The 21,187-nt window shown below is 72.5% G+C and carries 19 protein-coding genes and 3 pseudogenes; 9 read left to right on the top strand and 13 right to left on the bottom strand.

Features of this window, described 5'->3' with window-relative positions; all coding sequences use genetic code 11:
• Positions 1 to 27 precede the first annotated feature (27 nt).
• Positions 28 to 1,404: an MFS transporter gene (locus AQJ30_RS33235; protein ID WP_067241299.1), complete on the bottom strand. Its 1,377-nt coding sequence runs from the start codon at positions 1,402 to 1,404 to the stop codon at positions 28 to 30.
• Between the two features lie 209 nt (positions 1,405 to 1,613).
• Between AQJ30_RS33235 and AQJ30_RS33230 the strand changes: the two genes are divergently transcribed.
• Positions 1,614 to 2,534 (top strand): helix-turn-helix transcriptional regulator, encoded by a 921-nt coding sequence (locus tag AQJ30_RS33230; RefSeq protein ID WP_067241297.1) that lies wholly within the window; start codon positions 1,614 to 1,616, stop codon positions 2,532 to 2,534.
• Positions 2,535 to 2,572: 38 nt separating this feature from the next.
• On the opposite strand, the gene AQJ30_RS33225 is transcribed toward AQJ30_RS33230, so the two are convergent.
• From AQJ30_RS33225 to AQJ30_RS33200, 6 genes are all read right to left on the bottom strand, one after another.
• Positions 2,573 to 3,160 (bottom strand): TetR/AcrR family transcriptional regulator, encoded by a 588-nt coding sequence (locus AQJ30_RS33225; protein ID WP_067241295.1) that lies wholly within the window; start codon positions 3,158 to 3,160, stop codon positions 2,573 to 2,575.
• A 23-nt stretch (positions 3,161 to 3,183) separates the two neighbouring features.
• Positions 3,184 to 4,191: an aldo/keto reductase gene (locus AQJ30_RS33220; protein WP_067241294.1), complete on the bottom strand. Its 1,008-nt coding sequence runs from the start codon at positions 4,189 to 4,191 to the stop codon at positions 3,184 to 3,186.
• A 41-nt stretch (positions 4,192 to 4,232) separates the two neighbouring features.
• Positions 4,233 to 4,673, bottom strand: a complete 441-nt coding sequence (locus tag AQJ30_RS33215) for a Fur family transcriptional regulator (RefSeq protein ID WP_067241292.1) — start codon at positions 4,671 to 4,673, stop codon at positions 4,233 to 4,235.
• Positions 4,674 to 4,741: 68 nt separating this feature from the next.
• Positions 4,742 to 5,644: a metal ABC transporter permease gene (locus AQJ30_RS33210; RefSeq protein ID WP_067241290.1), complete on the bottom strand. Its 903-nt coding sequence runs from the start codon at positions 5,642 to 5,644 to the stop codon at positions 4,742 to 4,744.
• Positions 5,644 to 6,462, bottom strand: a complete 819-nt coding sequence (locus tag AQJ30_RS33205) for a metal ABC transporter ATP-binding protein (RefSeq protein WP_079084466.1) — start codon at positions 6,460 to 6,462, stop codon at positions 5,644 to 5,646. The genes AQJ30_RS33210 and AQJ30_RS33205 overlap by 1 nt, the downstream gene beginning before the upstream one ends.
• A 38-nt stretch (positions 6,463 to 6,500) precedes the next feature.
• Entirely contained in the window at positions 6,501 to 7,478 is a 978-nt protein-coding gene (locus tag AQJ30_RS33200; RefSeq protein ID WP_067241289.1) for a metal ABC transporter substrate-binding protein, read from the bottom strand.
• A 183-nt stretch (positions 7,479 to 7,661) separates the two neighbouring features.
• Here AQJ30_RS33200 and AQJ30_RS33195 point away from each other — a divergent pair, with 183 nt between their 5' ends.
• Complete coding sequence (locus AQJ30_RS33195; RefSeq protein WP_067241287.1) at positions 7,662 to 9,044, top strand: glycine--tRNA ligase; 1,383 nt, start codon at positions 7,662 to 7,664, stop codon at positions 9,042 to 9,044.
• An 88-nt stretch (positions 9,045 to 9,132) separates the two neighbouring features.
• Here AQJ30_RS33195 and AQJ30_RS33190 read toward each other — a convergent pair whose 3' ends face one another.
• From AQJ30_RS33190 to recO, 3 genes are all read right to left on the bottom strand, one after another.
• Positions 9,133 to 10,242 (bottom strand): endonuclease/exonuclease/phosphatase family protein, encoded by a 1,110-nt coding sequence (locus AQJ30_RS33190; protein WP_067241285.1) that lies wholly within the window; start codon positions 10,240 to 10,242, stop codon positions 9,133 to 9,135.
• A gap of 143 nt (positions 10,243 to 10,385) precedes the next feature.
• Positions 10,386 to 11,231, bottom strand: coding sequence for an isoprenyl transferase (locus AQJ30_RS33185; RefSeq protein WP_067241283.1), 846 nt, complete (start codon positions 11,229 to 11,231; stop codon positions 10,386 to 10,388).
• Between the two features lie 80 nt (positions 11,232 to 11,311).
• Positions 11,312 to 12,058 carry a DNA repair protein RecO gene (recO, locus tag AQJ30_RS33180; protein ID WP_067241281.1) on the bottom strand — a complete coding sequence of 249 codons (747 nt, stop codon included), beginning with the start codon at positions 12,056 to 12,058 and terminating at the stop codon, positions 11,312 to 11,314.
• Between the two features lie 172 nt (positions 12,059 to 12,230).
• Between recO and AQJ30_RS33175 the strand changes: the two genes are divergently transcribed.
• Positions 12,231 to 13,496 (top strand): MFS transporter, encoded by a 1,266-nt coding sequence (locus AQJ30_RS33175; protein ID WP_079084461.1) that lies wholly within the window; start codon positions 12,231 to 12,233, stop codon positions 13,494 to 13,496.
• 83 nt (positions 13,497 to 13,579) lie between these two features.
• On the opposite strand, the gene AQJ30_RS33170 is transcribed toward AQJ30_RS33175, so the two are convergent.
• Positions 13,580 to 15,097, bottom strand: a complete 1,518-nt coding sequence (locus AQJ30_RS33170) for an aKG-HExxH-type peptide beta-hydroxylase (protein WP_067241280.1) — start codon at positions 15,095 to 15,097, stop codon at positions 13,580 to 13,582.
• A 94-nt stretch (positions 15,098 to 15,191) separates the two neighbouring features.
• The gene (locus AQJ30_RS39880) at positions 15,192 to 15,320 is read right to left on the bottom strand and encodes a hypothetical protein (RefSeq protein WP_281200979.1); all 129 of its coding nucleotides are present in this window, start codon (positions 15,318 to 15,320) and stop codon (positions 15,192 to 15,194) included.
• 287 nt (positions 15,321 to 15,607) lie between these two features.
• Here AQJ30_RS39880 and AQJ30_RS33165 point away from each other — a divergent pair, with 287 nt between their 5' ends.
• The 4 genes and pseudogenes from AQJ30_RS33165 to AQJ30_RS40150 all read left to right on the top strand — a co-directional run.
• The gene (locus AQJ30_RS33165; protein ID WP_067241278.1) at positions 15,608 to 15,868 is read left to right on the top strand and encodes a hypothetical protein; all 261 of its coding nucleotides are present in this window, start codon (positions 15,608 to 15,610) and stop codon (positions 15,866 to 15,868) included.
• A 9-nt stretch (positions 15,869 to 15,877) separates the two neighbouring features.
• On the top strand, positions 15,878 to 16,621 hold the full coding sequence (locus AQJ30_RS33160; protein ID WP_067241277.1) for an MFS transporter: 744 nt from the start codon (positions 15,878 to 15,880) through the stop codon (positions 16,619 to 16,621).
• Between the two features lie 120 nt (positions 16,622 to 16,741).
• Positions 16,742 to 17,041 (top strand): annotated as a pseudogene (locus AQJ30_RS40155) (SMI1/KNR4 family protein); the annotation flags it as partial.
• Between the two features lie 64 nt (positions 17,042 to 17,105).
• Positions 17,106 to 17,282, top strand: a pseudogene (locus AQJ30_RS40150) (SMI1/KNR4 family protein); the annotation flags it as partial.
• 96 nt (positions 17,283 to 17,378) lie between these two features.
• Here the strand turns inward: AQJ30_RS40150 and AQJ30_RS38205 are convergent.
• Positions 17,379 to 17,481: pseudogene (locus AQJ30_RS38205) on the bottom strand (IS5/IS1182 family transposase); the annotation flags it as partial.
• Between the two features lie 202 nt (positions 17,482 to 17,683).
• On the opposite strand from AQJ30_RS38205, the gene AQJ30_RS33155 reads away from it, so the two are divergent.
• Entirely contained in the window at positions 17,684 to 19,342 is a 1,659-nt protein-coding gene (locus AQJ30_RS33155) for an FAD-dependent monooxygenase (protein WP_067241275.1), read from the top strand.
• A 181-nt stretch (positions 19,343 to 19,523) separates the two neighbouring features.
• Positions 19,524 to 21,185, top strand: a complete 1,662-nt coding sequence (locus tag AQJ30_RS33150) for an NAD(P)/FAD-dependent oxidoreductase (RefSeq protein ID WP_067241273.1) — start codon at positions 19,524 to 19,526, stop codon at positions 21,183 to 21,185.
• Positions 21,186 to 21,187 lie beyond the last annotated feature (2 nt).

Genomic DNA, 21,187 nt, shown 5'->3' with positions numbered 1-21,187 from the left:
TCCGCACCCCACCGTCGCCGGGCGCCGTCAGCGCACCGCGCGGGGCAGGCGCAGGCTCATCAGGCCCGTGAGGAGCACTCCGGCCAGCTGGACCGTCAGGGTCCACAGCAGGGCGTCACGCATGCCGGTGTGGGGGACCAGGGAGAGGAACAGGGTGCCGAGGGTGGCCACGCCCAGGGCCAGGGCCGACTGCTGGGTGGTCACCATGACCCCGCCGCCCACGCCCGCCCGGGCCGGCGGCACCTCGGACAGCACGATCCGCATCAGCACCGGGAGCTGGAGCGCCTGGCCGGCACCGGCCACCGCCGCCCCCGGCAGCAGCCCCACCAGGCCGAGGTCCGGCCACGAGCGCCACGCCGCCAGCATCATCAGCGCCACGCCGACGCCCTGGAGCACCGCGCCCGCGCCCACCACCCGGGTGCCGTACCGGGTGACCAGCCGCGGACCGGCGAGCGAGACGCACAGGAACGCCAGGGCCATCGGGGCGAGCGCCAGTCCCGCCGGAACCGGGTCCAGGCCCGCGCCCCGCTGGAGGGCGACCGCGATGACGAACATGAAGCCGCTGAAGCCCATCGAGAACGGCACGATCATCACCAGCCCGCGCCGCAGCGAGGTCAGCGCGAACAGGCTCGGCGGCACCAGCGGCGTACGGCCCTGCCGGTCGGCCCGGCGCTCCACCGCCCAGAACGCGGCCGCCGCGCAGGGGAACGCGGCCAGGGACAGCCACGTCCACAGCGGCCAGCCGGCCGCCCGGCCCTCGGTCAGCGGGACGAGCAGCGTCAGCAGCGCGGCGGCGAGCAATACGGTGCCGGGCCCGTCCACCGGTTCGGGGCGCCGGGAGCGGGTCTCGGGCACCGCGCGGGCGGCCAGCACCAGGCCGACGACCACGACGGGCACGTTGACCAGGAACACCGAGCGCCAGCCGGTGCCCCAGAGGTCGGCGGCGACCAGGACCCCGCCGAGGATCTGGCCCGCCACCATGGACAGGCCGGCCGTGGCGCCGTACAGGCTCATCGCGCGGGCCCGGCGGGGGCCCTCGGTGGCGGCCTGGATGGTGGCGAGGACCTGCGGGAGCATCGCGGCGGCCGACGCGCCCTGCGCGACGCGGGCGGCGACCAGCATCCAGGCGTCCGGCGCGAGGCCGCAGGCCAGCGAGGTCAGGCCGAAGGCAGCCATGCCGCCGAGGAAGAGCCGGCGCCGCCCGAAGAGGTCGCCGAGCCGGCCGCCCAGGACGAGCAGCACGGCGTAGGCGACGCCGTACCCGGCGACGACGAGCTCCAGGACGGACTCGCTCGCGCCCAGGTCGCGGCCCATGGTGGGCAGGGCGACGTTGACGATGAAGAAGTCGACGAGCGGCAGGGACGCCGCCAGCAGCACGGTGAACAGTCCCAGCGTGCCCAGCACGGGCGGCGCCGACGCTGGGCCGGCGGTGCGCGGGGTGTCCGGGGCGTTCGGGGTGGGGGTCCTTCCGGTGGGTGCGGTCGATCCGGTCGTGCGGGTTGTCTCGGTCACGGGACCGAGCCTGCGCCCCGGCCCAGACGGGTACCAGAGTGTCCTTGTCCTGGTAGCAGGAGTACCTGGCAACAGGATCCGCGCCACGGCACCCTGGAGACATGGCGACCAGTACGGCGATCACGACCCCGCAGGGCACGAGCGCGGCCGCGCGGGACGGCCGGGAGATCCGGCGGCACGAGCTGGCCGGGTTCCTGCGCAGCCGCCGCGAGCGGATCACCCCGGAGCAGGTGGGCCTGCCGCGCGGCACCCGCCGCCGCACCCCGGGCCTGCGCCGGGAGGAGGTCGCCCAGCTCTCCTCGGTCGGCGTCACCTGGTACACCTGGCTCGAGCAGGCCCGCGACATCCACGTCTCCGTGCAGGTCCTCGACGCCCTCGCCCGCACCCTGATGCTCGACGCCGGCGAGCGCGCCCACCTCTTCCAGCTGGCCGGCGCGACCGATCCGACGCCCGCCGCGCGCTGCCCGTCGGTGACCCCGGCGCTGGAGGAGATGCTGCGCCGGCTGGAGCCCCTGCCGGCCTGCATCCAGAACAGCCGCTACGACATCCTGGCGTACAACCGGGTCTACGGCCGCCTCCTGGGCGACCTGGACGCGGTCCCGCCGGAGGACCGCAACTGCATGCTCCTCGTGCACACCGACCCGCAGTGGCGGTCCTCGATCGTGCACCTGGAGGAGGCCGAGCGGCTCATGGCGGCCAAGCTGCGGGCGTCCATGGCCGGTCACCTGGGCGAGCCCGCCTGGAAGATGCTGGTGGCGCGGCTGGAGGACCGGTCCCCGTCGTTCCGGGAGAACTGGCGCCGCTACGAGGTCCACGCCAGCCCCACCCGGACCAAGCTGTTCCGCAACCCCTGGGTCGGCCTGCTCACCCTGCACCACACGGACCTGTGGCTGACCCCCGAGTTCGGCGCCCGCATGGTGACGTACGCCCCGGCGGACGACGACACCCGGCAGCGCCTGGAGCGGCTGCACGCGCTGGTGACGCGGGTGGAACGGCAGGAGCAGCCGGAAGCGGCGGCGTGACGGCAGGGGGCCGGGCCCTGGGGCCCTGGTGACAAGCCTCAGGGCCGCAGGCCCCGGAGCAGCAGGTCCACCACCGCGGTGAACTCGTCCTCGATGCCGGGGCTCGTCCACTCGCGGGCGTGGCAGGGGTCGTGGAAGCGGCCTGTGGCGTGGAAGACGGCGCGGGCCGCGGTGAGCGGGTCGGGGGCCGTGAAGGTGCCGTCGGCGACGCCCGCGCGGATGACCGCGGCGAGCTGCGCGGTGAGGTCCTCGATGTGCTCGCCGACGGCGGGACCGCTCTCCTCGACCAGCACCATGTAGGTGGCGAACAGTTCCGGGTCGTCGCCCGCCTTGTGCCGCTTGGCCTCGAACAGCGCGGCGAGCCAGTCCCGCAGCCGGGCCCCGGCGTCGCGGTCCTCGGCGGCGATCACCGCGAGCCGCTCGGAGGTGCGGTCCAGCCAGCGCTTGGTGACGGCCTCGCGCAGCGCTGCCTTGGTGCGGAAGTGGCGGTAGACGCTGCCGTGGCTGACGCCGAGCGCGCGGGCCACGTCGACCACGGTGGCCTTGGCCGGTCCGTGGCGGCGCAGCACCTCCTCGGTCGCCTCGAGGATGCGCTCGGCGGTCAGGGTCTCGGTGGTCGCTGCCATGTCCTAGACCGTACCCGGTGGCCTCACTTGCTCCCGAGGTGAGCCATCTGGGCGGCCGGGTAGCGGTCGCCGGCGGCGGCGTCCGCGGGCACGGCCCGCTCGACGGCGGCGAGGTCGGCGTCGTCCAGCGTGACGTCGAGCGCGCCCAGGGACTCGGCCAGGCGCTCGCGGGTGCGGGCGCCGACCAGCGGCACGATGTCCTCGCCCCGGGAGAGCACCCAGGCGATGGCGATCTGCGCGACGGTCACGCCCTTCCGCGCGGCGATCGCGCGCAGGGCCTCGACGAGGCCGAGGTTGTGCTGGAGGTTCTCGCCCTGGAAGCGGGGCGACATGGCCCGGAAGTCGTTCGGGGCGAGCCGGCGGTCGGGGGTGAAGTGGCCGGAGATCAGGCCGCGGGACAGGACGCCGTAGGCGGTCACGGAGATGCCCAGGTCGCGGGTGGTGGGCAGGACCTCGTCCTCGATGCCGCGGGAGATCAGCGAGTACTCGATCTGGAGGTCGGAGATCGGGGCGGTGGCGGCGGCGCGGCGGATCGTGTCGGCGCCGACCTCGCTGAGGCCGATGTGCCGGACGTACCCCTTCTCGACGAGTTCGGCGATGGCGCCGACGGTCTCCTCGATCGGGACGCCGGGGTCGAGCCGGGCGATGCGGTAGACGTCGATGTGGTCGACGCCGAGGCGCTGGAGGGAGTAGGCGGCGAAGTTCTTCACGGCGGCCGGGCGGCCGTCGTACCCGCTCCAGCCGCCGTCGGGATCGCGCAGGGCGCCGAACTTCACGCTGACCTGGGCCTGCTCCCGCGATGCGGCGGGCGCGGTGCGCAGGGCCTCGCCGATCAGCATCTCGTTGTGGCCCATGGCGTAGAAGTCGCCGGTGTCGAGCAGGGTGATCCCGGCGTCCAGGGCGGCGTGGATCGTGGCGATCGACTCCGCCCGGTCCGCCTCGCCGTAGAGCGCGGACATGCCCATGCAGCCGAGGCCGAGGGCGGAGACCTGGGGACCGGTGGTTCCGAGCGTGCGCGTGTGCATCGTCATGCCCCCAGCTTGGCATGACGACTGACAGATTTCAATATCTGTTATTCGTTATCCGTCCGCGTGTCGCGTGCGGTCAGGCCGGCGCAGTCCGCGCACGTCCCGAAGATCTCCACCGTGTGGGCCACGTTGACGTAGCCGTGCTCCGCGGCGATCGCCTCGGCCCACTTCTCCACCGCCGGGCCCTCGACCTCGACGGCCTTGCCGCAGGAGCGGCAGACCAGGTGGTGGTGGTGCTCGCCGGTGGAGCAGCGGCGGTAGACGGACTCGCCGTCGGAGGTGCGCAGGACGTCGACCTCGCCGGCCTCGGCGAGGGTCTGCAGGGTGCGGTAGACCGTGGTCAGCCCGACGGAGTCGCCCTTGTGCTTGAGCATGTCGTGCAGCTCCTGGGCGCTGCGGAACTCGTCGACCTCGTCGAGCGCCGCCGCCACGGCGGCACGCTGCCGGGTGGCGCGGCCCTTCACGGGCGGTCCAGCGGTCGTCACCGGTCACTCCTTCGGATGGCTCGCGTCGGCACCTGCCGGGCCATTGTGCCAGCCCGGCTCCCGGCCGGTCAGACGCCGACTCCCCCGTCGGGCGCGCGGGTGGCCGGAATCGCGCACTCCGCCGGGTCCGCGGGCGGGCCGCCGGCGGCCAGGGCGCGGGCGCGCCGCCGGGCCAGCGGAGCGGCCAGCGCGGTCAGCAGCAGGAACGCCGCGATGGTCAGCAGCACGATCGTCGCGCCGGGCGGGACGTCCTGGTAATACGAGGTGACGGTGCCGCCGATGGTCACCGTGACGCCGATCGCGACGGCGACCGCGAACGTCGCGGCGAAGCTGCGGCTCAGCTGCTGGGCGGCGGCGACCGGCACGACCATCAGGGCCGACACCAGCAGCAGCCCGACCACCCGCATCGCGACCGTCACCGTGACCGCCGCCGTGACGGCCGTCAGCAGGTTCAGGGCGCGCACCGGCAGCCCGGTCACCCGGGCGAACTCCTCGTCCTGGCTGACCGCGAACAGCTGCCGGCGCAGGCCCAGGGCGACCAGCACCACGAACGCCGCGAGCAGGCAGATCGCCGTCACGTCCGACTCGGACACCGTCGACAGCGACCCGAAGAGGTACGACGTGAGGTTGGCGTTGGAGCCGCCCGGCGCCAGGTTGATGAACAGCACGCCGCCGGCCATGCCGCCGTAGAAGAGCATCGCGAGGGCGATGTCGCCGCGGGTCCTGCCGTACCAGCGGATCAGCTCCATCAGGACGGCGCCCAGCACCGACACCAGGGTGGCCATCCACACCGGGGAGGCGGACAGCAGGAAGCCGAGGCCGACGCCGGTCATGGCCACGTGCCCGATGCCATCGCCCATCAGGGCCTGGCGGCGCTGGACGAGGTAGATGCCGACCGCGGGGGCGGTGATGCCGACCAGGACGGCGGCGAGCAGCGCCCGCTGCATGAAGGCGTAGTCGAGGATTTCCATCAGCTGAGCAGTCCCGTGCGGAGGGGGCCGGCGTCCGCCGGTGCGTGCGGATCATGGCAGTGGTGCGCAGCACCTCCGCCAAGGGCGGCGGTGGGTGACGGGTGGACGTGGTCGTGGCCGGGGAGGGCGTGCTGGCCGACCGCCCGCGGGGGCGGGCCGTCGTGCAGGACGCAGCCGTCGCGGAGCACCACCGCGCGGTCGATGAGGGGTTCCAGCGGGCCCAGTTCGTGCAGGACGAGCAGGACGGTGGTGCCCTGGGCGACCTGCGCGCGCAGGGTCGCGGCGAGCACCTCCTGGCTGGCCAGGTCGACGCCGGCCATCGGCTCGTCCATGATCAGCAGCTCCGGCTCGGCGACCAGGGCGCGGGCGATCAGCACGCGCTGGTGCTGGCCGCCGGAGAGGGCGTCGACCGGGTCCCCGGCCCGGTCCGCGAGGTCGACCAGCTCCAGGGCGTGCCGTACGGCCGCGTGGTCGGCCTTGCGGAACAGGCCGAAACGGGTGCGGGAGAGCCGGCCCGAGGACACCACCTCGGTCACGGTGGCCGGCACCCCGCCGGCGGCGGTCGTGCGCTGCGGCACGTAGCCGAGGCGGGCCCAGTCGCGGAAGCGGGCCCGGGGCGTGCCGAACAGCTCGACGGTGCCCGCGCTCACCGGGACCTGGCCGATGACGGTGCGCACGGCCGTCGACTTGCCGGAGCCGTTGGCGCCGAGCAGGGCGACGACCTCGCCGCGGCCCACGGTCAGGTCGATGCCGCGCAGGACGGGGCGCGCGCCGAGTTCGGCACGGACGCCCCGCAGCGCGATGACGGGCTCGCCCATGCCGCTCCCCTTCCGGTCGGCCCGGTCGCTCCGGTCGCTCACTTCGCCCCCAGGGCGGTCTTCAGGGCCGCGAGGTTGGCCCGCATGACCTGGAGGTAGTCCTGGCCGCGGGACTTCTTGGTGATGCCCTCGATCGGGTCGAGGACGTCGGTCCGCAGGCCCGCATCCTTCGCCACCGTCTTGGCCGTCTTGTCGCTGACGAGCGTCTCGTAGAAGACGGTGGTGACCCCGTCGGCCTTCGCCAGCTTCTCCAGCTCCTTCACGCGCGCGGCACTGGGCTCGGACTCGGGGTCGAGGCCGTTGATGGCCTCCTCGGTGAGGCCGTAGCGCTCGGCGAGGTAGCCGAAGGCGGCGTGGGTGGTGAGGAAGACCTTGGTCCGGGCGGTGGCGAGGCCGGTCGTGAACTCGGTGTTCAGGGCGTCGAGTTCACGCACCAGGTCGGCGGTGTTCTTGCGGTAGTCGGCCGCGTGACCGGGGTCGGCCTCGGCGAAGGCGGCGCCGACGCCCTCGGCGACCTGGGCGTAGCGCACCGGGTCGAGCCAGATGTGGGGGTCGAGGCCGGACGACTCCCCGTCGCCGGAGCCCTCGTGCTCATCGTGCTCGGCCGCGTGGCCGCCGACCTCGTTGCCGTGCTTCTCCAGCGAGGTCAGGGAGGCGGCGTCGATCTTCGTCCTGACCCCGGACTGGGCGACGGCGTCGTCGACGGAGGGCTGGAGGTTCTTGAGGTAGAGCACCGCGTCCGAGTCCTGCAGCCGCGCGGTCTGCTTCGCGCTGATCTCCAGGTCGTGGGGCTCCTGGCCGGGCTGGGTGAGGCTGGTGACGTGCGCGTGGTCCCCGCCGATCCGCTCGGCGAGGAAGGCCATCGGGTAGAAGGAGGCGACGACGTCGAACTTGTCCGTGTTGCCCGCGTTGCCCGCGGCCGCGGTGTCGCCGCCGCAGGCGGTGAGGGTGGCGGTCCCGAGGACGGTGGCGGCCGTGATGGCCGCGGCGGATATGAGGCGTCGTCGTACGTTCATGACAGTCATTTTCAACGAAGATGGAAACCGTTGTCAACAAGCCCGGTCAGGGGGCCGGACCGGCCCCGGTTTGCCCCGCTGCCGGGCCCCCGATTTGGTTGAGGGGGAGCCCGCGCCGGTACGCTGAAGCATTCGCTGGAAGCACCTCGCTTCGTCGCCCGTCGTCGTAATGAAGAGAGCACCGTGGCCGCCGACAAGATCGACACCATCGTCAGCCTGAGCAAGCGCCGTGGCTTCGTTTTCCCCTGCAGTGAGATCTACGGCGGTCAGCGCGCCGCCTGGGACTACGGGCCGCTCGGTGTCGAGCTGAAGGAGAACATCAAGCGCCAGTGGTGGCGCTACATGGTGACCTCCCGCGAGGACGTCGTCGGTCTCGACTCGTCCGTGATCCTCGCCCCCGAGGTGTGGGTCGCCTCCGGCCACGTCGCCACCTTCAGCGACCCGCTGACCGAGTGCACCTCCTGCCACAAGCGGTTCCGCGCGGACCACCTGGAGGAGGGGTACGAGGAGAAGAAGGGCCGCGCCCCGGAGAACGGCCTGGCCGACATCAACTGCCCCAACTGCGGCGTCAAGGGCCAGTTCACCGAGCCCAAGCAGTTCTCGGGCCTGCTCTCCACCCACCTCGGTCCCACCCAGGACACCGGCTCCATCGCGTACCTGCGCCCGGAGACCGCCCAGGGCATCTTCACCAACTTCGCCCAGGTGCAGACCACTTCGCGCCGCAAGCCGCCGTTCGGCATCGCCCAGACCGGCAAGTCCTTCCGCAACGAGATCACGCCCGGCAACTTCATCTTCCGCACCCGCGAGTTCGAGCAGATGGAGATGGAGTTCTTCGTCAAGCCGGGCGAGGACGAGCAGTGGCAGGAGTACTGGATGGAGCAGCGCTGGAACTGGTACACCGGCCTGGGTCTGCGCGAGGAGAACATGCGGTGGTACGAGCACCCGAAGGAGAAGCTCTCCCACTACTCCAAGCGCACCGCCGACATCGAGTACCGCTTCCAGTTCGGCGGCTCCGAGTGGGGTGAGCTGGAGGGCGTCGCCAACCGCACCGACTACGACCTGTCGGCGCACGCCAAGGCCTCCGGCCAGGACCTGTCCTACTTCGACCAGGAGGCCGGCGAGCGCTGGACCCCCTACGTCATCGAGCCGGCGGCCGGTGTCGGGCGCGCCATGCTCGCCTTCCTGCTCGACGCGTACGTCGAGGACGAGGCGCCCAACGCCAAGGGCAAGCTGGAGAAGCGGACGGTGCTGCGCCTGGACCACCGCCTCGCGCCGGTGAAGGCCGCGGTCCTGCCGCTGTCCCGCAACCCGGAGCTGTCGCCCAAGGCCAAGGGCCTCGCCCAGGCCCTGCGCCAGCACTGGAACATCGAGTTCGACGACGCCGGCGCCATCGGCCGCCGCTACCGCCGCCAGGACGAGATCGGCACCCCGTACTGCGTGACCGTCGACTTCGACACCCTCGAGGACAACGCGGTCACCGTGCGCGAGCGCGACTCGATGAAGCAGGAGCGCGTCTCCCTCGACCAGATCGAGGGCTACCTCGCGTCCCGCCTCGTGGGCTGCTGACCCCCCGCCCACGGCACCCGGCACACACGACGTCCGCCCCGCACCCGCCTCGCGCGGTGCGGGGCGGACGTGTTCCGGGACTTCCTCGTTAGCGGTCCAGGTCGGCGTAGAGGGCCGCGTGGTCCGAGGCCTGGGTCGCCTTCGAGGTGACCGTGTCGAAGTGCTTGAAGGTGCGCGGCGCCCAGATGCCGCGCCGTTCGACCTCCACGTGCTCGACCGTGTCCCACAGCGCGGGTGAGAACATCAGGTAGTCGATCTTCTGCTCGGCCGTCCGGCAGGTGCCGATGGTACCCGGGGGGCCGGCGTAACCGCCGTGGCTCATCGCGTCCTTGAGCCCGGTGCCCAGCACCGCCCGCAGCCCCGGGCTGGACGGCTCGTCGTTGAAGTCCCCGGCGACCACCACGTGCGGCGAACGCTCCAGCGCCGCCTGGTAGATGGTGGCCACGTGCCGGGCCTGGGCCAGCCGCAGCCGGGGGTTGTCGCCGCTCTTGCTCTTGAGGTGGTTGCCGAGCAGCCACAGCGGGGGGCCGCCCAGCGCGATCTCGAACTCGGCGCAGTCCCGGCTGAACAGGCGCTCCCCGGGGCTGTCCGGGTCGGGGTCGAAGACGTGGGTCCGCAGCGAGGTGACCGGGTGGCGGCTGAGCAGGCCCACGTCGATGCCGCGCGGGTCGTTGCCGTCGATGACCATCTCGTAGGGGTACGGCGCCTTCTTCCACACCCCGCCGAGCACCTGCTCGTTGAAGCGGCGCAGCGTCAGCCGGTCCTCCACCTCGACGGTGAGCAGGACGTCGGCGTCGATCTCGGCGATCACCCGGCCGGTGTTGTGCACGGCCTCCCAGCCGAGGTCCTCGCGCACGAGCTCCACCCAGCCCGTCCAGTCCTCGCGGCCGTCCGCGACGACCTCGACGGTGCGCTTGTCGCCGCTGCCCCTGGTGCGGAACAGGGTGTGCTGCCCCCGGGTCTCGTTGATGAAGAAGGGACGCGTGCCGTCGTCGCGGCGGTCGTCCAGGTCGTACTTCTTCACCAGGGCGGCGATCAGCTCCTTGGCGTCCTCGTCGTAGGTGCGCCGTTCGAGCACGCCGACCAGCGTGGCGTGGTCGGCGAGGACCTCCTGGCGCGCGGCGTCGCTCCCCAGGGCGAACGCACGGGGGCGGCGGAAGAGGTTCTCGGTGTTGAAGGTGGCGATTCGGACGGTCATGGCCCGCCTCCTCGGGCGGCGCAGACGTACCGCGCGGCCGGCGGCAGGCGCCGCCGGGGACACTGCCCGCCGACACCTCCATTCTCCGGGGTGCGGAGGGGGGTGTCGACCGCGGGAGCCCCCGGCGGGCGGGCCCGCGCCGCTCAGGACGGCTGGTCGGGGCCGTGGCCCTCCATGGCGAGGAGTTCCTCGTTGGGGATGGCGCCGCCGAAGCGGCGGTCGCGGGAGGCGAACTCCAGGCAGGCCCGCCACAGGTCGCGGCGGTCGAAGTCCGGCCACAGCACGTCCTGGAACACCATCTCGGCGTAAGCGCTCTGCCAGAGCAGGTAGTTGGAGGTGCGCTGCTCGCCGCTGGGCCGCAGGAACAGGTCCACGTCCGGCATGTCCGGGTAGTACATGTACTTCTGCAGGGTCTTCTCGTTGACCTTGGACGGGTCCAGGCGGCCCGCCCGCACGTCCTCGGCGAGCGCCTTCGCCGCGTCGGCGATCTCGGCGCGGCCGCCGTAGTTCATGCAGAAGTACAGCGTCAGGCGGTCGTTGCCCTTGGTCTGCTCCTGGGCGATCTGGAGCTCCTTGGCGACCGACTTCCACAGCTTGGGCATCCGGCCCACCCAGCGCACCCGCACGCCCAGGTCGTCGAGCTGGTCGCGGGTCTTGCGGATGAAGTCGCGGTTGAAGTTCATCAGGAAGCGCACCTCGTCGGGCGAGCGCTTCCAGTTCTCCGTGGAGAAGGCGTAGAGGGAGATGTTGCGGACGCCGATCTCGATGGAGCCCTGGAGCACGTCGAGGACGCGCTCGGCGCCGACCTTGTGGCCCTCGGTGCGCGGCAGCCCGCGGTCCTTGGCCCAGCGGCCGTTGCCGTCCATGACGATCGCCACGTGCTCGGGGACCAACTCGCCCGGGAGCTTCGGCGGACGCGCGCCGGACGGGTGCGGCTCGGGCGCCCGGTACTCGCGCCGCTGACGCCCCAGGATGCCGCGTACGACCATGTGCTTCTCGTCTCCCTCGTGTCCCTCTGCTCTTGCTTGCTTGCTCTTCGGCCGCTCCGGCCCGCGCGGGGCCGGGACGGTCACTTCTCCACGTACCGCAGGGAGCGCAGTCCGCGCTCCAGGTGCCAGTGCAGGTAGGCGGAGACCAGTCCGCTGCCCTCGCGGACGTACCGCGCCTCGCAGGCGTCGGCCGTCTCCCAGTCTCCCGTGAGCAGCGCGCCCAGCAGGACCAGGGTCTGCGGGGACGGCACGACGCTGCCGGGCACCCGGCAGTCGACGCAGACCGAGCCGCCGGAGGCCACCGAGAAGAACCGGTTGGGCCCGGGCATGCCGCACTTGGCGCAGTCGCCGAAGCTCGGGGCGTAACCGTTGACGGCCAGGGAGCGCAGCAGGAACGCGTCCAGCACCAGGTGCGGGGCGTGCTCGCCGCGGGCGAGCGTGCGCAGCGCCCCGACCAGCAGCAGGTACTGCTGCACGGCCGGCTCGCCCTCGTGGTCGGTGAACCGCTCGGCGGTCTCCAGCATGGCCGTCCCGGCGGTGTAGCGGGCGTAGTCGGTGACGATGCCGCCGCCGTACGGCGCGATGGTCTCGCTCTGGGTGCACAGCGGCAGCCCGCGCCCGACGAGCTCGCTGCCGCGCGCGAAGAACTGCACGTCGACGTGCGAGAACGGCTCCAGCCGGGCCCCGAACTTCGACTTGGTGCGCCGCACCCCGCGCGCCACCGCCCGCACCCGCCCGTGCCCGCGGGTGAGCATCGTGATGATCCGGTCGGCCTCGCCGAGCTTCTGGGTGCGCAGGACGATGCCGTCGTCCCGGAACAGGCTCACGACCGCCCTCCCCGCACCGCCCGGACCCGGTGGGAACCCGCACCCCGGGCACGGGTGCACGCCGGGTCGCGGTGGAGACGGGACGGAGTCATGGGTCCATTCTCGCCTACGCGCGGGGGCGCCGTGGCGCACCCACTAGGATCGCCCGGTTCGTAGGGAGAGGTGGGGCCGGGTGGCACAGCGGTCGCTGGGGCGTGGGTTCGGGTGGCTGTGGGGGGCGTACGCGGTCAGTACGTTCGGGACGTGGCTGGCCTTCGACGCGCTCCAGGTGATCGCCGTGCTCGTGCTGCACGCCGGTGCGCTCGAGGTCGCGGCGCTGGCGGCGACGGGGCCCGCCGTGGGGGCACTGGCGGCGGTGCCGCTGGGGCCGTGGGTGGAGTTCCGGCGCAAGCGGCCCGTGATGATCGGCGCGGACCTGCTGCGCTGCGCGGCCCTGCTGAGCGTCCCGGCGGCGTACGGGCTCGGGCTGCTGGGGCTGGGGCAGCTGCTGGTGGTGTCGGTCCTGGTGGCCGCCGCCGACATCACCTTCACCGCGGCGAGCGGGGCGTTCCTGAAGGGGCTGGTGCCGCGGGAGGACCTGCTGGTGGCCAACGGCCGCTTCGAGTCGACGATGTGGTCGGCGACCATGGTCGGTCCCCCGCTGGGCGGGGCGGCGATCGGCCTGTTCGGCCCGGTGGTGACGGTGGCCGCGGACGCGGTGAGCTACCTGCTGTCGGCGCTCGGCCTGCGCGCCGTCGGTGACGGCGAGCCGGCCCCGGCGGCGCCCGCGAAGGCGGGCCGGCTCAGCGCGGGCGAGCTGCTGGAGGGCTGGCGGTACATCCTCACCCACCCCGTGCTGCGGCCCCTGTTCGTCAACACCGCGCTGGTGAACGGCCTGATCATGGTGTCCGCCCCGCTGCTGGCGGTGCTGATGCTCGGCCCGCTCGGCTTCTCCCCCTGGCAGTACGGCCTGGCCTTCGCGGTGCCCTGCACGGGCGGCCTGGTCGGCTCGCGCCTGTCGCGCCGGCTGGTGGCCCGGTACGGCCGCCGCCGGGTCCTGCTGACCGCGGGCACGCTGCGGGCCGTGTGGCCGGTCGGGCTGGTCCTCGTCGGGCCGGGGGTGACCGGTCTGGTCCTGGTCATGGTGGTCGAGCTGGCCCTGATCACCTGCGCGGGCGTCTACAACCCGGTGCTGGCCACCGCCCGCCTGGAGCTGACCCCGTCCGACCGGGTCACCCGCACGCTGACGGCCTGGTCGGTGAGCACCAAGACGAGCATCGCGGCCCTGACCGCCCTGTGGGGCCTGCTGGCCGAGCTGACCAGCCCACGGATCGCGATCGGGCTCGCGGGGGTCCTGCTGCTGGCGACACCGCTGCTGTACGCCGGCGTGCGCCGGGACCCGACGGCGCTGGAGCCGGAGCCCGGCACCGGACCCGTCGTGCCGGGGGCCCGGACCTGACCGGCCGCGGGCGCCCCGCGGCCCTAGGGGGTGTCTCGTCGATCAGGCCGACCCAGAGCAGGAACGACGCGAGCGTGACCCAGTCACGTGTCGTGCGTGACCAGACCGGCCGCCACGAGCAGGCGCAAGCTGTCGGTCACATGCCGGCCGGCCTCCTCCGAACCGACGGGGAGACCCGCCGCTCCGGCGTAGGCTGTGTGCAACGAGTCGAGGTCGCGCCCGTCACACAGCGAATAGACCGTCCATGAGCGGGCGTTCAACCAGTGCATCCGTCCGGACCGAACTGTGCTGACCACGAGTTGCCCCAGGTCGGGCAGAGCGCACGCGTCCACCGGCGTGGCGCGACGCAGAGCACTTGCCGACGCAATCTGCTGAGATGGCACCGCTTGTGGCAGCCACGTGCCCCCGACCTCGACCTCTTCGTCGGAGTCCGGCGCGTCCACATCCACCAGACGCAGGGCGGTGAGTAGCCAGCGGGCGAACCGACGCCCGTTCTCGGTGAGGGACTGCTCGGGCAGCGACAGTACGCACTCGGCGAGGTAGCGGGCCCTCTCCGCACTGGTGCGGTACTGCCCGCTCAGCGCGGCGGCAGTGCCCGGACTGGGCTCGTCCAGGTCCTCTGCAGACGGGGGCGGGCCGAACCTTTCCCGGATCGCCTCGCCCGCCGCCTCGGCCGCGGCCCGGAAAACCATGAGGTGCACATAGAAATGCAGGGCGACGAACACCCGGATGACAGTCCAAGAACCGATCCGCCACGGAATGGGGACGGTCTCGGTGGCGTTCCTGACCAAGGAGCCCGTGCGGAGTGCGTCGAAGAGCTTGAGATGGGCGCCCTCGTGCAGAAGGCTTTCGGCGATGAGCCACGGCGACGTGCAGCGTTCGGGCGCCAGGAGCACCGTCGAAGGAAGCGGATCGCCACCCGACATGGACTGAAGAGGGCCTTCTTCACTCTCGCGACGGGTGAAACCCACCATGGTGACGTGCCCAAGCACACCAGCTCCCGAGGCAGGCAGGAGCGTCGCGAGGAGTTCCGCGCCGTCCCGCAGGACGGCACGCTCCGCGTCCGTCGGATCGACGGGACTGCCCGCCTGGTCCCCACCGAGCGCATCGCGGTACAACTCCATGAGGCGCCCGGCCAGCATGTCCTGGTAGGGGCCCTGTGGTGTCGGCTTGCTCAGCACCCAGGCGTCCCCGAGACCGGGCCAGGCAGACCGCTGCGGATGGATGAGGGCTTCGCAGGGGCCCGGCGAGGACGGGATCTCCGCCGCCTGAGCAGTCAGGTGGCCACGCACGTACAAGCCGAACGAACTGCGCTCGAGGCGGTCGTTCTCCAGCCGCGCGAGGTCGACCTCGAAGCAGTTGCGAAGCACCGGGTCGTACAGCAGCGGCCGGAGGCGCTCGGCTGATGCGGCGGCCGTCGTCCGCAGCACGTCTGCCGCCTCGCCGTCATGCCGCGCCAGCATGGTCAGGCCCAAGCGGAACCGGGCGAGGTTGCGGGCGCGGATGGCATCGGAATCGCCGAACTGCCGGTCGGCGCAAAGCAACGTGTCGGCTTGCGCTGCGCGGTCCGTGACCGGCTCGGCAGAGGGTGAAGAAGGCATCGACAACCGTCCTTCGGCAGCGGGATGACGGACGCGGGAGGGGCAGCGGTCGGCATCGGTCCCTTCCGTGGGTACGATGCCGACCGGTCACGCGTCAGGCGGTGCGGGTCGCCTGGTAGGACGGGAGCCAGGCGCGCTCCTCCGGCGCGTCGACGGCGACCAGCGCAGAGTCGTCGTCGAGGTACGTCTGCGGAGTCAACTCCGGCGTTTCGATGGTGTCCACCAGCATGTTTTCCATCCCCTCTGTTCACTGACAGTACGGACCCCTGACAGGCCAGAAGCAGCCCGCCAGAACATCATGTTTCGCCATACCAGGTCTCAAGCCAATGGGACTTTTGTCTCCCTTTTCCTCCCACACCCCGTCAGACTCGGTGGAAACTCTGTCGTCTTTCGCCCCGGGCGTAACGATGGGCCGACTGATCGAGGGCCGGGCACCCTGCTGCGCATGACCTCCGCCCCCACTCCCGAACAGCGGGCCACCTACCGTTCGGCATCGGTTTCCTCCCGCAGGTGGCCGGTTCGCTCCTCCTCGGCGCACTCGCCGACCGCGCCCGCCCGCGCCGGGTCATCACCGTCGGATACGGAATCCAGTACGCAGCGGCCGCCGTGATGGGGGCGACCCGCCTGTCGGTAGCGGCGGTCCTGTTCCTCATCGCCGCCGTGGCCTTCACGACGCCCGCCGTCAGTGGTGCGTCCAACCGGCTCATCGCCGAGCGGCTCACCGGTGACGCCTACGTCCTGGGGCGCTCGCTGTCGAACATGTCCGTGTAGGCGGCCCAGTTGGCCGGTCTGGCCGCTGGCGGTGCCGCGGTCGGGTTCCTCGGCCCACAGAGGGCGCTGCTGGTCAGCGCGGGCGCCTATCTGGCAGCCGCTGCGGCCGTCCGCCTCCAGCTGCCCGACCTGCCCCCTGCTCCGCAGACGGTTGGCCACGAGGAACGACAGACCAACGGCTCGCTACTGCGTCTCAGTTGGTCCGGCAACACGAAGCTGCTCGCCGAACCGAGGGTGCGCAGCCTCCTGTTCGCCCAGTGGGTGCCACCGGCGCTCGTGGCCGGCGCCGAGAGCCTGGCGGTCCCCTTCACGAGCGGCCACGGCATGCCCGCCGGTTCGGCCGGACTGCTGCTCGCGTGCCTGCCCCTCGGCATGTTCGTCGGTGACCTGGCCATCGGGCGCTTCCTCCGGCCAGCCGCCCGGGAACGCCTGGTCGTCCCGCTGATCGTGGTTCTGGGCCTGCCTCTGGTCGGCTTCGCGTTGGAGCCGTCACGCGTGGTCGGCGCGGCACTGCTCCTGGTGTCCGGTACCGGGTTCGCCTACGCACTTGGGCTCCAGCGGCCCTTCCTCGAAGCGGTCCCGGAGGCCCGTCGCGGCCAGGCGTTCGCACTGCTGACCGCCGGACTGATGTCCGTGCAGGGGATGGGGCCGGTCTTGTGCGGTGCCGTGGCCGAGTTCACGGGCTCGGGTGACGCCATGGCGCTCGCGGGCCTCGCGACGGTGTGCAGGGCGGCATGGTTGGTGATCAAGTAACGAGTGGATCAATGGCCGGCTGTTCGGGTTCGTTTGCGTCTGGCCGGAGAGCGGCGCCCTGCGGACAACAGCACCAAGCAGCGGGTCGAGGCGGCGGGTGCAGGGCCTTCCGGCAGCAAGGTGTTTGGGGCACTGGGGCACAGGTGGATCGCCAAGGACCCGCTTACCCGGGGCGACCTTGCCGAACTCGAGGCTCAGACGGGCGTGCGGCTGCCAGAGGAGTACCGGACATTCCTGCTGAACGTCGGCGCGGGCGGCGCCGGCCCCGGGTACGGCCTGTTCACGGTTCGGCGCGAGAGAGGCCGCTGGCGTTGGGAAGGCGACGGCGCGGATCTGGCCGACCTGTCGAGGCTTGCCGAGCCGTTTCCCGACCAGGGCCCGGACCCGAAGTTGCTCGACGACCTTCTTACCCAACGCCCCCACCGCTCGTCCCACGCCTCGATGGCGTCGTCGAAGTCCTCGATGTCGTCGAAGTCCTCTTCCTCGGAGAGAATGGCTGATCATCAGCGGAAGCCACCGTGGCACGATCTGGTCCGACTGCCGGGTGGACGACGTAGACCTCGCCCCACTGCTCGGCCACGACGGTACGCCAGTAACGTTCGCCCGCTGGTACACCGACTGGCTGGTGAAAGCCGAGCGCACAGCCCTGTCGGCACCGTAAGCCGGGCCTGTGCTGTTGAGGGTCGCAGTGGTCAGACGGCCCGGCCCGCGACCCGGATCTTGTCGATGACCGTCTCGGCCTGGGTGCAGTCGTTGCGGGTGCCGGCCGTGAGCGTGAACGCCAGGGGGCGGCCCCGCCCGTCGCAGGCCAGGTGGATCTTGCTCGCCAGCCCGCCGCGGGAGCGTCCGAGCCCGTGTTCCTCGAGCCCCCTTTGGCAGCGGTGTGCTGGTGGGCCCGCACGATCGAGGAGTCCAGGGCGACCAGCCAGTCCCTCGGCCGAAAACCGCGCACGCCGGCACCCGGCCCATTGCACCGTAACTCAACGTCCGTAGAATTCAACGCGCCATGCATTTCTGCGCGCTGCACGTCCGCGCGCCGCATCCGAGCGACGGTGAGGCCCCGTGGAGACGACGAACGGTGGGAACGGCCCGGCGGAGTACGACGTCGGCGTGATCGGAGGCGGCTTCGCGGGCTCGCTGCTCGCGACGGTCCTGGCCCGGGCCGGCGTCCGCACGCTGCTGCTGGAGGCGGCACCGGGCCCGCGGTTCGCCGTGGGCGAGTCGATGGTGCCCTACAGCGCGGCGCTGGCCCGGGCCGTCGCCCGGCGCTACGACGTGCCGGAGATCGCCGCCCTGGGCTCGGCCGAGCAGGTCGCGGGCACCCTGTCGGCCCGCTCGGGGGTGCTGCGCAACGTCGGCTTCGTGCTGCACCGCCCGGGGCTGCGCCAGCACCCCGGCGAGGTGTACCAGGTGGTCAACCCCTCCGTCGTGCCCGACCCGCCGCACCTGTACCGGGAGGACGTCGACGCCCGGCTGCTCGCGCTGGCCGGGCGCACCGGCGCCGAAGTGCGCACCGGAGCCGGGGCCCGCGTCGAGGGCGTGCGCGTCGAGGCGGACCGCGGGGCGTGGCTGCGCACGGCCGACGGCACGGAGACCGCCGTGCGGTACGTGGTGGACGCGAGCGGGCCCGGCTCCCCGGTGGCCCGCGAACTGGGGCTGCGCGAGGAGCCGGCCGCCTGGGAGCACCGGTCGCGCTGCCTGTACACCCACATGACCGGGGTGACGCCGTACGACGACACCCCGGGCGGGCGGGCCGGCGGGCAGCCGGGCCGGTGGCACGAGGGCACCCTGCACCACGTCTTCGACGGCGGCTGGCTGTGGGTGATCCCGTTCGGCAACCGGCGGCGCGGCGGCGACGGCCCGTGCAGCGTCGGGCTCGTCCTCGACGCGCGCGGGCACCCGGCGGTGGAGGGGCGGTCGCCGCAGGAGGAGTTCGACGCCGTCCTGGGGCGACTTCCGGACGTGGCGCGGCAGTTCGCAGGGGCGCGGGCCGTGCGCCCGTGGGCCTCGGCCGACCCGCTCCAGCACTCCGTGAGCCGCATGGTCGGCGACCGCTACTGCCTCGCCTCCCACGCGGCCGGGTTCGTCGACCCGCTCTACTCGCGCGGGCTCGGGCACAGCCTGGAGGTCGTCAACGCCCTCGCCTGGCGGCTGATCGCGGCCGCCCGGGACGGCGACTGGTCGACGGAACGCTTCCGTCCCGTCGAGGACCTCCAGCGCTCCCTGCTCGGCGCGCACGACGACCTCACCCGCGCCTCGTTCGTGGCGTTCCGCGACCACGCGCTGTTCAACGCCGTGGTCCGGGTGTGGACGCTGAGCACGGTGCTCGGCGCGCTCGCCGTCGAGCACGCGAACGCGGCCTACGCCAGGACCGGTGACGACGCCGTCTTCCGCGCGCTGGAGGGGCCGGACCGGCCCGGCGGCGCCCACTTCGCCTCCCTGGCGCCGCTGGCCCGCACCCTGTGCACCGACGTCGAGGCGGGCCGGCGCACCCCCGCCGACGCGGCGGAGCGGATCTTCGCCGCACTGCGCGAGGCCGACTACGTCCCGCCGCCGCTGGGCCTCGCCGACCCGGCCGACCGGTTCTTCCACAACACCCCGGCCCGGCTGCTGCGGGCCGCCCGCTGGGTCCGCGCCGAGGCCCCGGAGGACACCGCCGTGCTGCTCAAGGGGGCGCTGCGCGGACTGCTCGGCGAACGCCTGCGCGCGGCCCGCCGCTGACCCGCGCACCGACGCCGGCCGGGCGGTCCCGCAGGAGCACCACCCCCTTCCCCCATCCCCCGACACCGATCGCCGTAGCGCCACCGTCCGGGCGGGCACCGCCCGGTGCGAGACCGACCCCGCGACACCGCCCCTCACGAAGGCGGCCGTCGCGGGGAGACGACCGACAAGGAGACAGGACATGGAGCCACGGGGCACGCAGAGGTACGACGTCGCGATCCTCGGGTCGGGGGTGGCCGGGTCGATCCTGGGCGCGATCCTCGCCCGGCAGGGGGTCAGGACGCTGCTGCTGGACGCCGGCTCGCACCCACGGTTCGCCATCGGCGAGTCGACGATCCCGTTCACGCTCGTCTCGCTGCGCACGCTCGCCGAGCGCTACGACGTGCCGGAGATCGCGCACCTGGCGTCGTTCACGGACACCACCCGGGCGATCGGCCCGCGCTTCGGCGTCAAGCGCCACTTCGGGTTCCTGCTGCACCACGAGGGCGCCCCGCAGAACCCGCGCGAGGTCAACGAGTTCGCCACCCCGCCCCAGCTGCTGCACGAGGCCGCGCACCTGTTCCGGCAGGACACGGACTCCTACCTGTTCCACGTGGCGGTGAAGTACGGCTGCGTCGCGCGGCAGAACTTCCGCGTCACCGACATCGACTTCGACGGCTCGGGCGTCACCCTGTCCGGCCAGGACGGCGAGTACCGGGCCCGCTACCTGGTGGACGCGAGCGGCTTCCGCTCCCCCGTCGCCGAGAAGTTCGGCCTGCGCGAGGACCCCTGCCGGTTCAAGCACCACTCGCGCTCGGTGTGGAACCACGTCGTCGGCATCACGCCCACCGACCGGCTCTTCGACACCGTGCCCGAGAACTGGCGCCCGCCGGTGCCCTGGTACGAGGGCACCGTGCACCACATGTTCGAGCGCGGCTGGGGCTGGGTGATCGCCTTCGACAACAACAAGTGGTCCAAGAACCCCCTGTGCAGCGTGGGCATGACCGTCGACCCGCGCCGCTACCCCAAGCCGGCCGGGCTGACGGCCGAGGAGGACTTCCACGCGCTGGCGGCGCCGTTCCCGGACGTCGCCCGGCAGTTCGAGGGCATCAAGCCGGTGCGCGAGTGGACGGCGACCGGCCGGCTGCAGTACTCCTCCTCGAAGACCGCGGGCGACCGGTGGTTCCTGCTGTCGCACGCGGCCGGCTTCATCGACCCGCTGTTCTCCCGCGGCCTGTCCAACACCACCGAGGCCCTGAACCTGCTCGCCTGGCGGCTGCTGCGGGCCGTGCAGGACGACGACTTCTCGGCCGAGCGCTTCGCCCCGGTGGACCGGCTCCAGCAGGGCCTGCTCGACCACAACGACACCCTGGTCAACTCGTCGTACATCTCCTGGACCGACTACGACCTGTGGAGCGCGGTGTTCAGGATCTGGGCGTGGGGCGCCAACGCGGGGGTGTACCGCATGCAGAGCGCGCTGACCAAGTTCCGCCGGGACGGCCGCGACAGCCACTTCACGGACCTGGAGGAGGTGCCCAACCCGGGCCTGTACTGGCCCGACCACGACGGTTTCGCCGACCTGTACGAGACGATGGTCAAGCAGTGCGAGGCCGTCGAGGCCGGCGCGGTGACCGCCGCCGACGCCGCCGACCTGCTCTACGACCGGCTGCTGGCCGCCGACTTCGTCCCGAAGAACTTCGGGTACGCCGAGCGCGAGGTGCGCTTCCTCAACCCGCGGCCCAAGACCCTGCTGAAGATGGTCCGCTGGGCCGCCACCGAGGCCGACCCGGTCGTGCGCCGGATGATCCTCGGCAACGGCCGCGAGGCGGTCAAGGCGCGGCTGAAGGGCACCAAGCTGTTCTGAGG

This window comes from Streptomyces longwoodensis (genome assembly GCF_001514125.1).
GTDB classification, from domain to species: Bacteria; Actinomycetota; Actinomycetes; order Streptomycetales; family Streptomycetaceae; genus Streptomyces; species Streptomyces longwoodensis.
The sequence above is the reverse complement of the archived record's forward strand: the minus strand, read 5'-3'. Positions and strand labels throughout refer to the sequence as shown.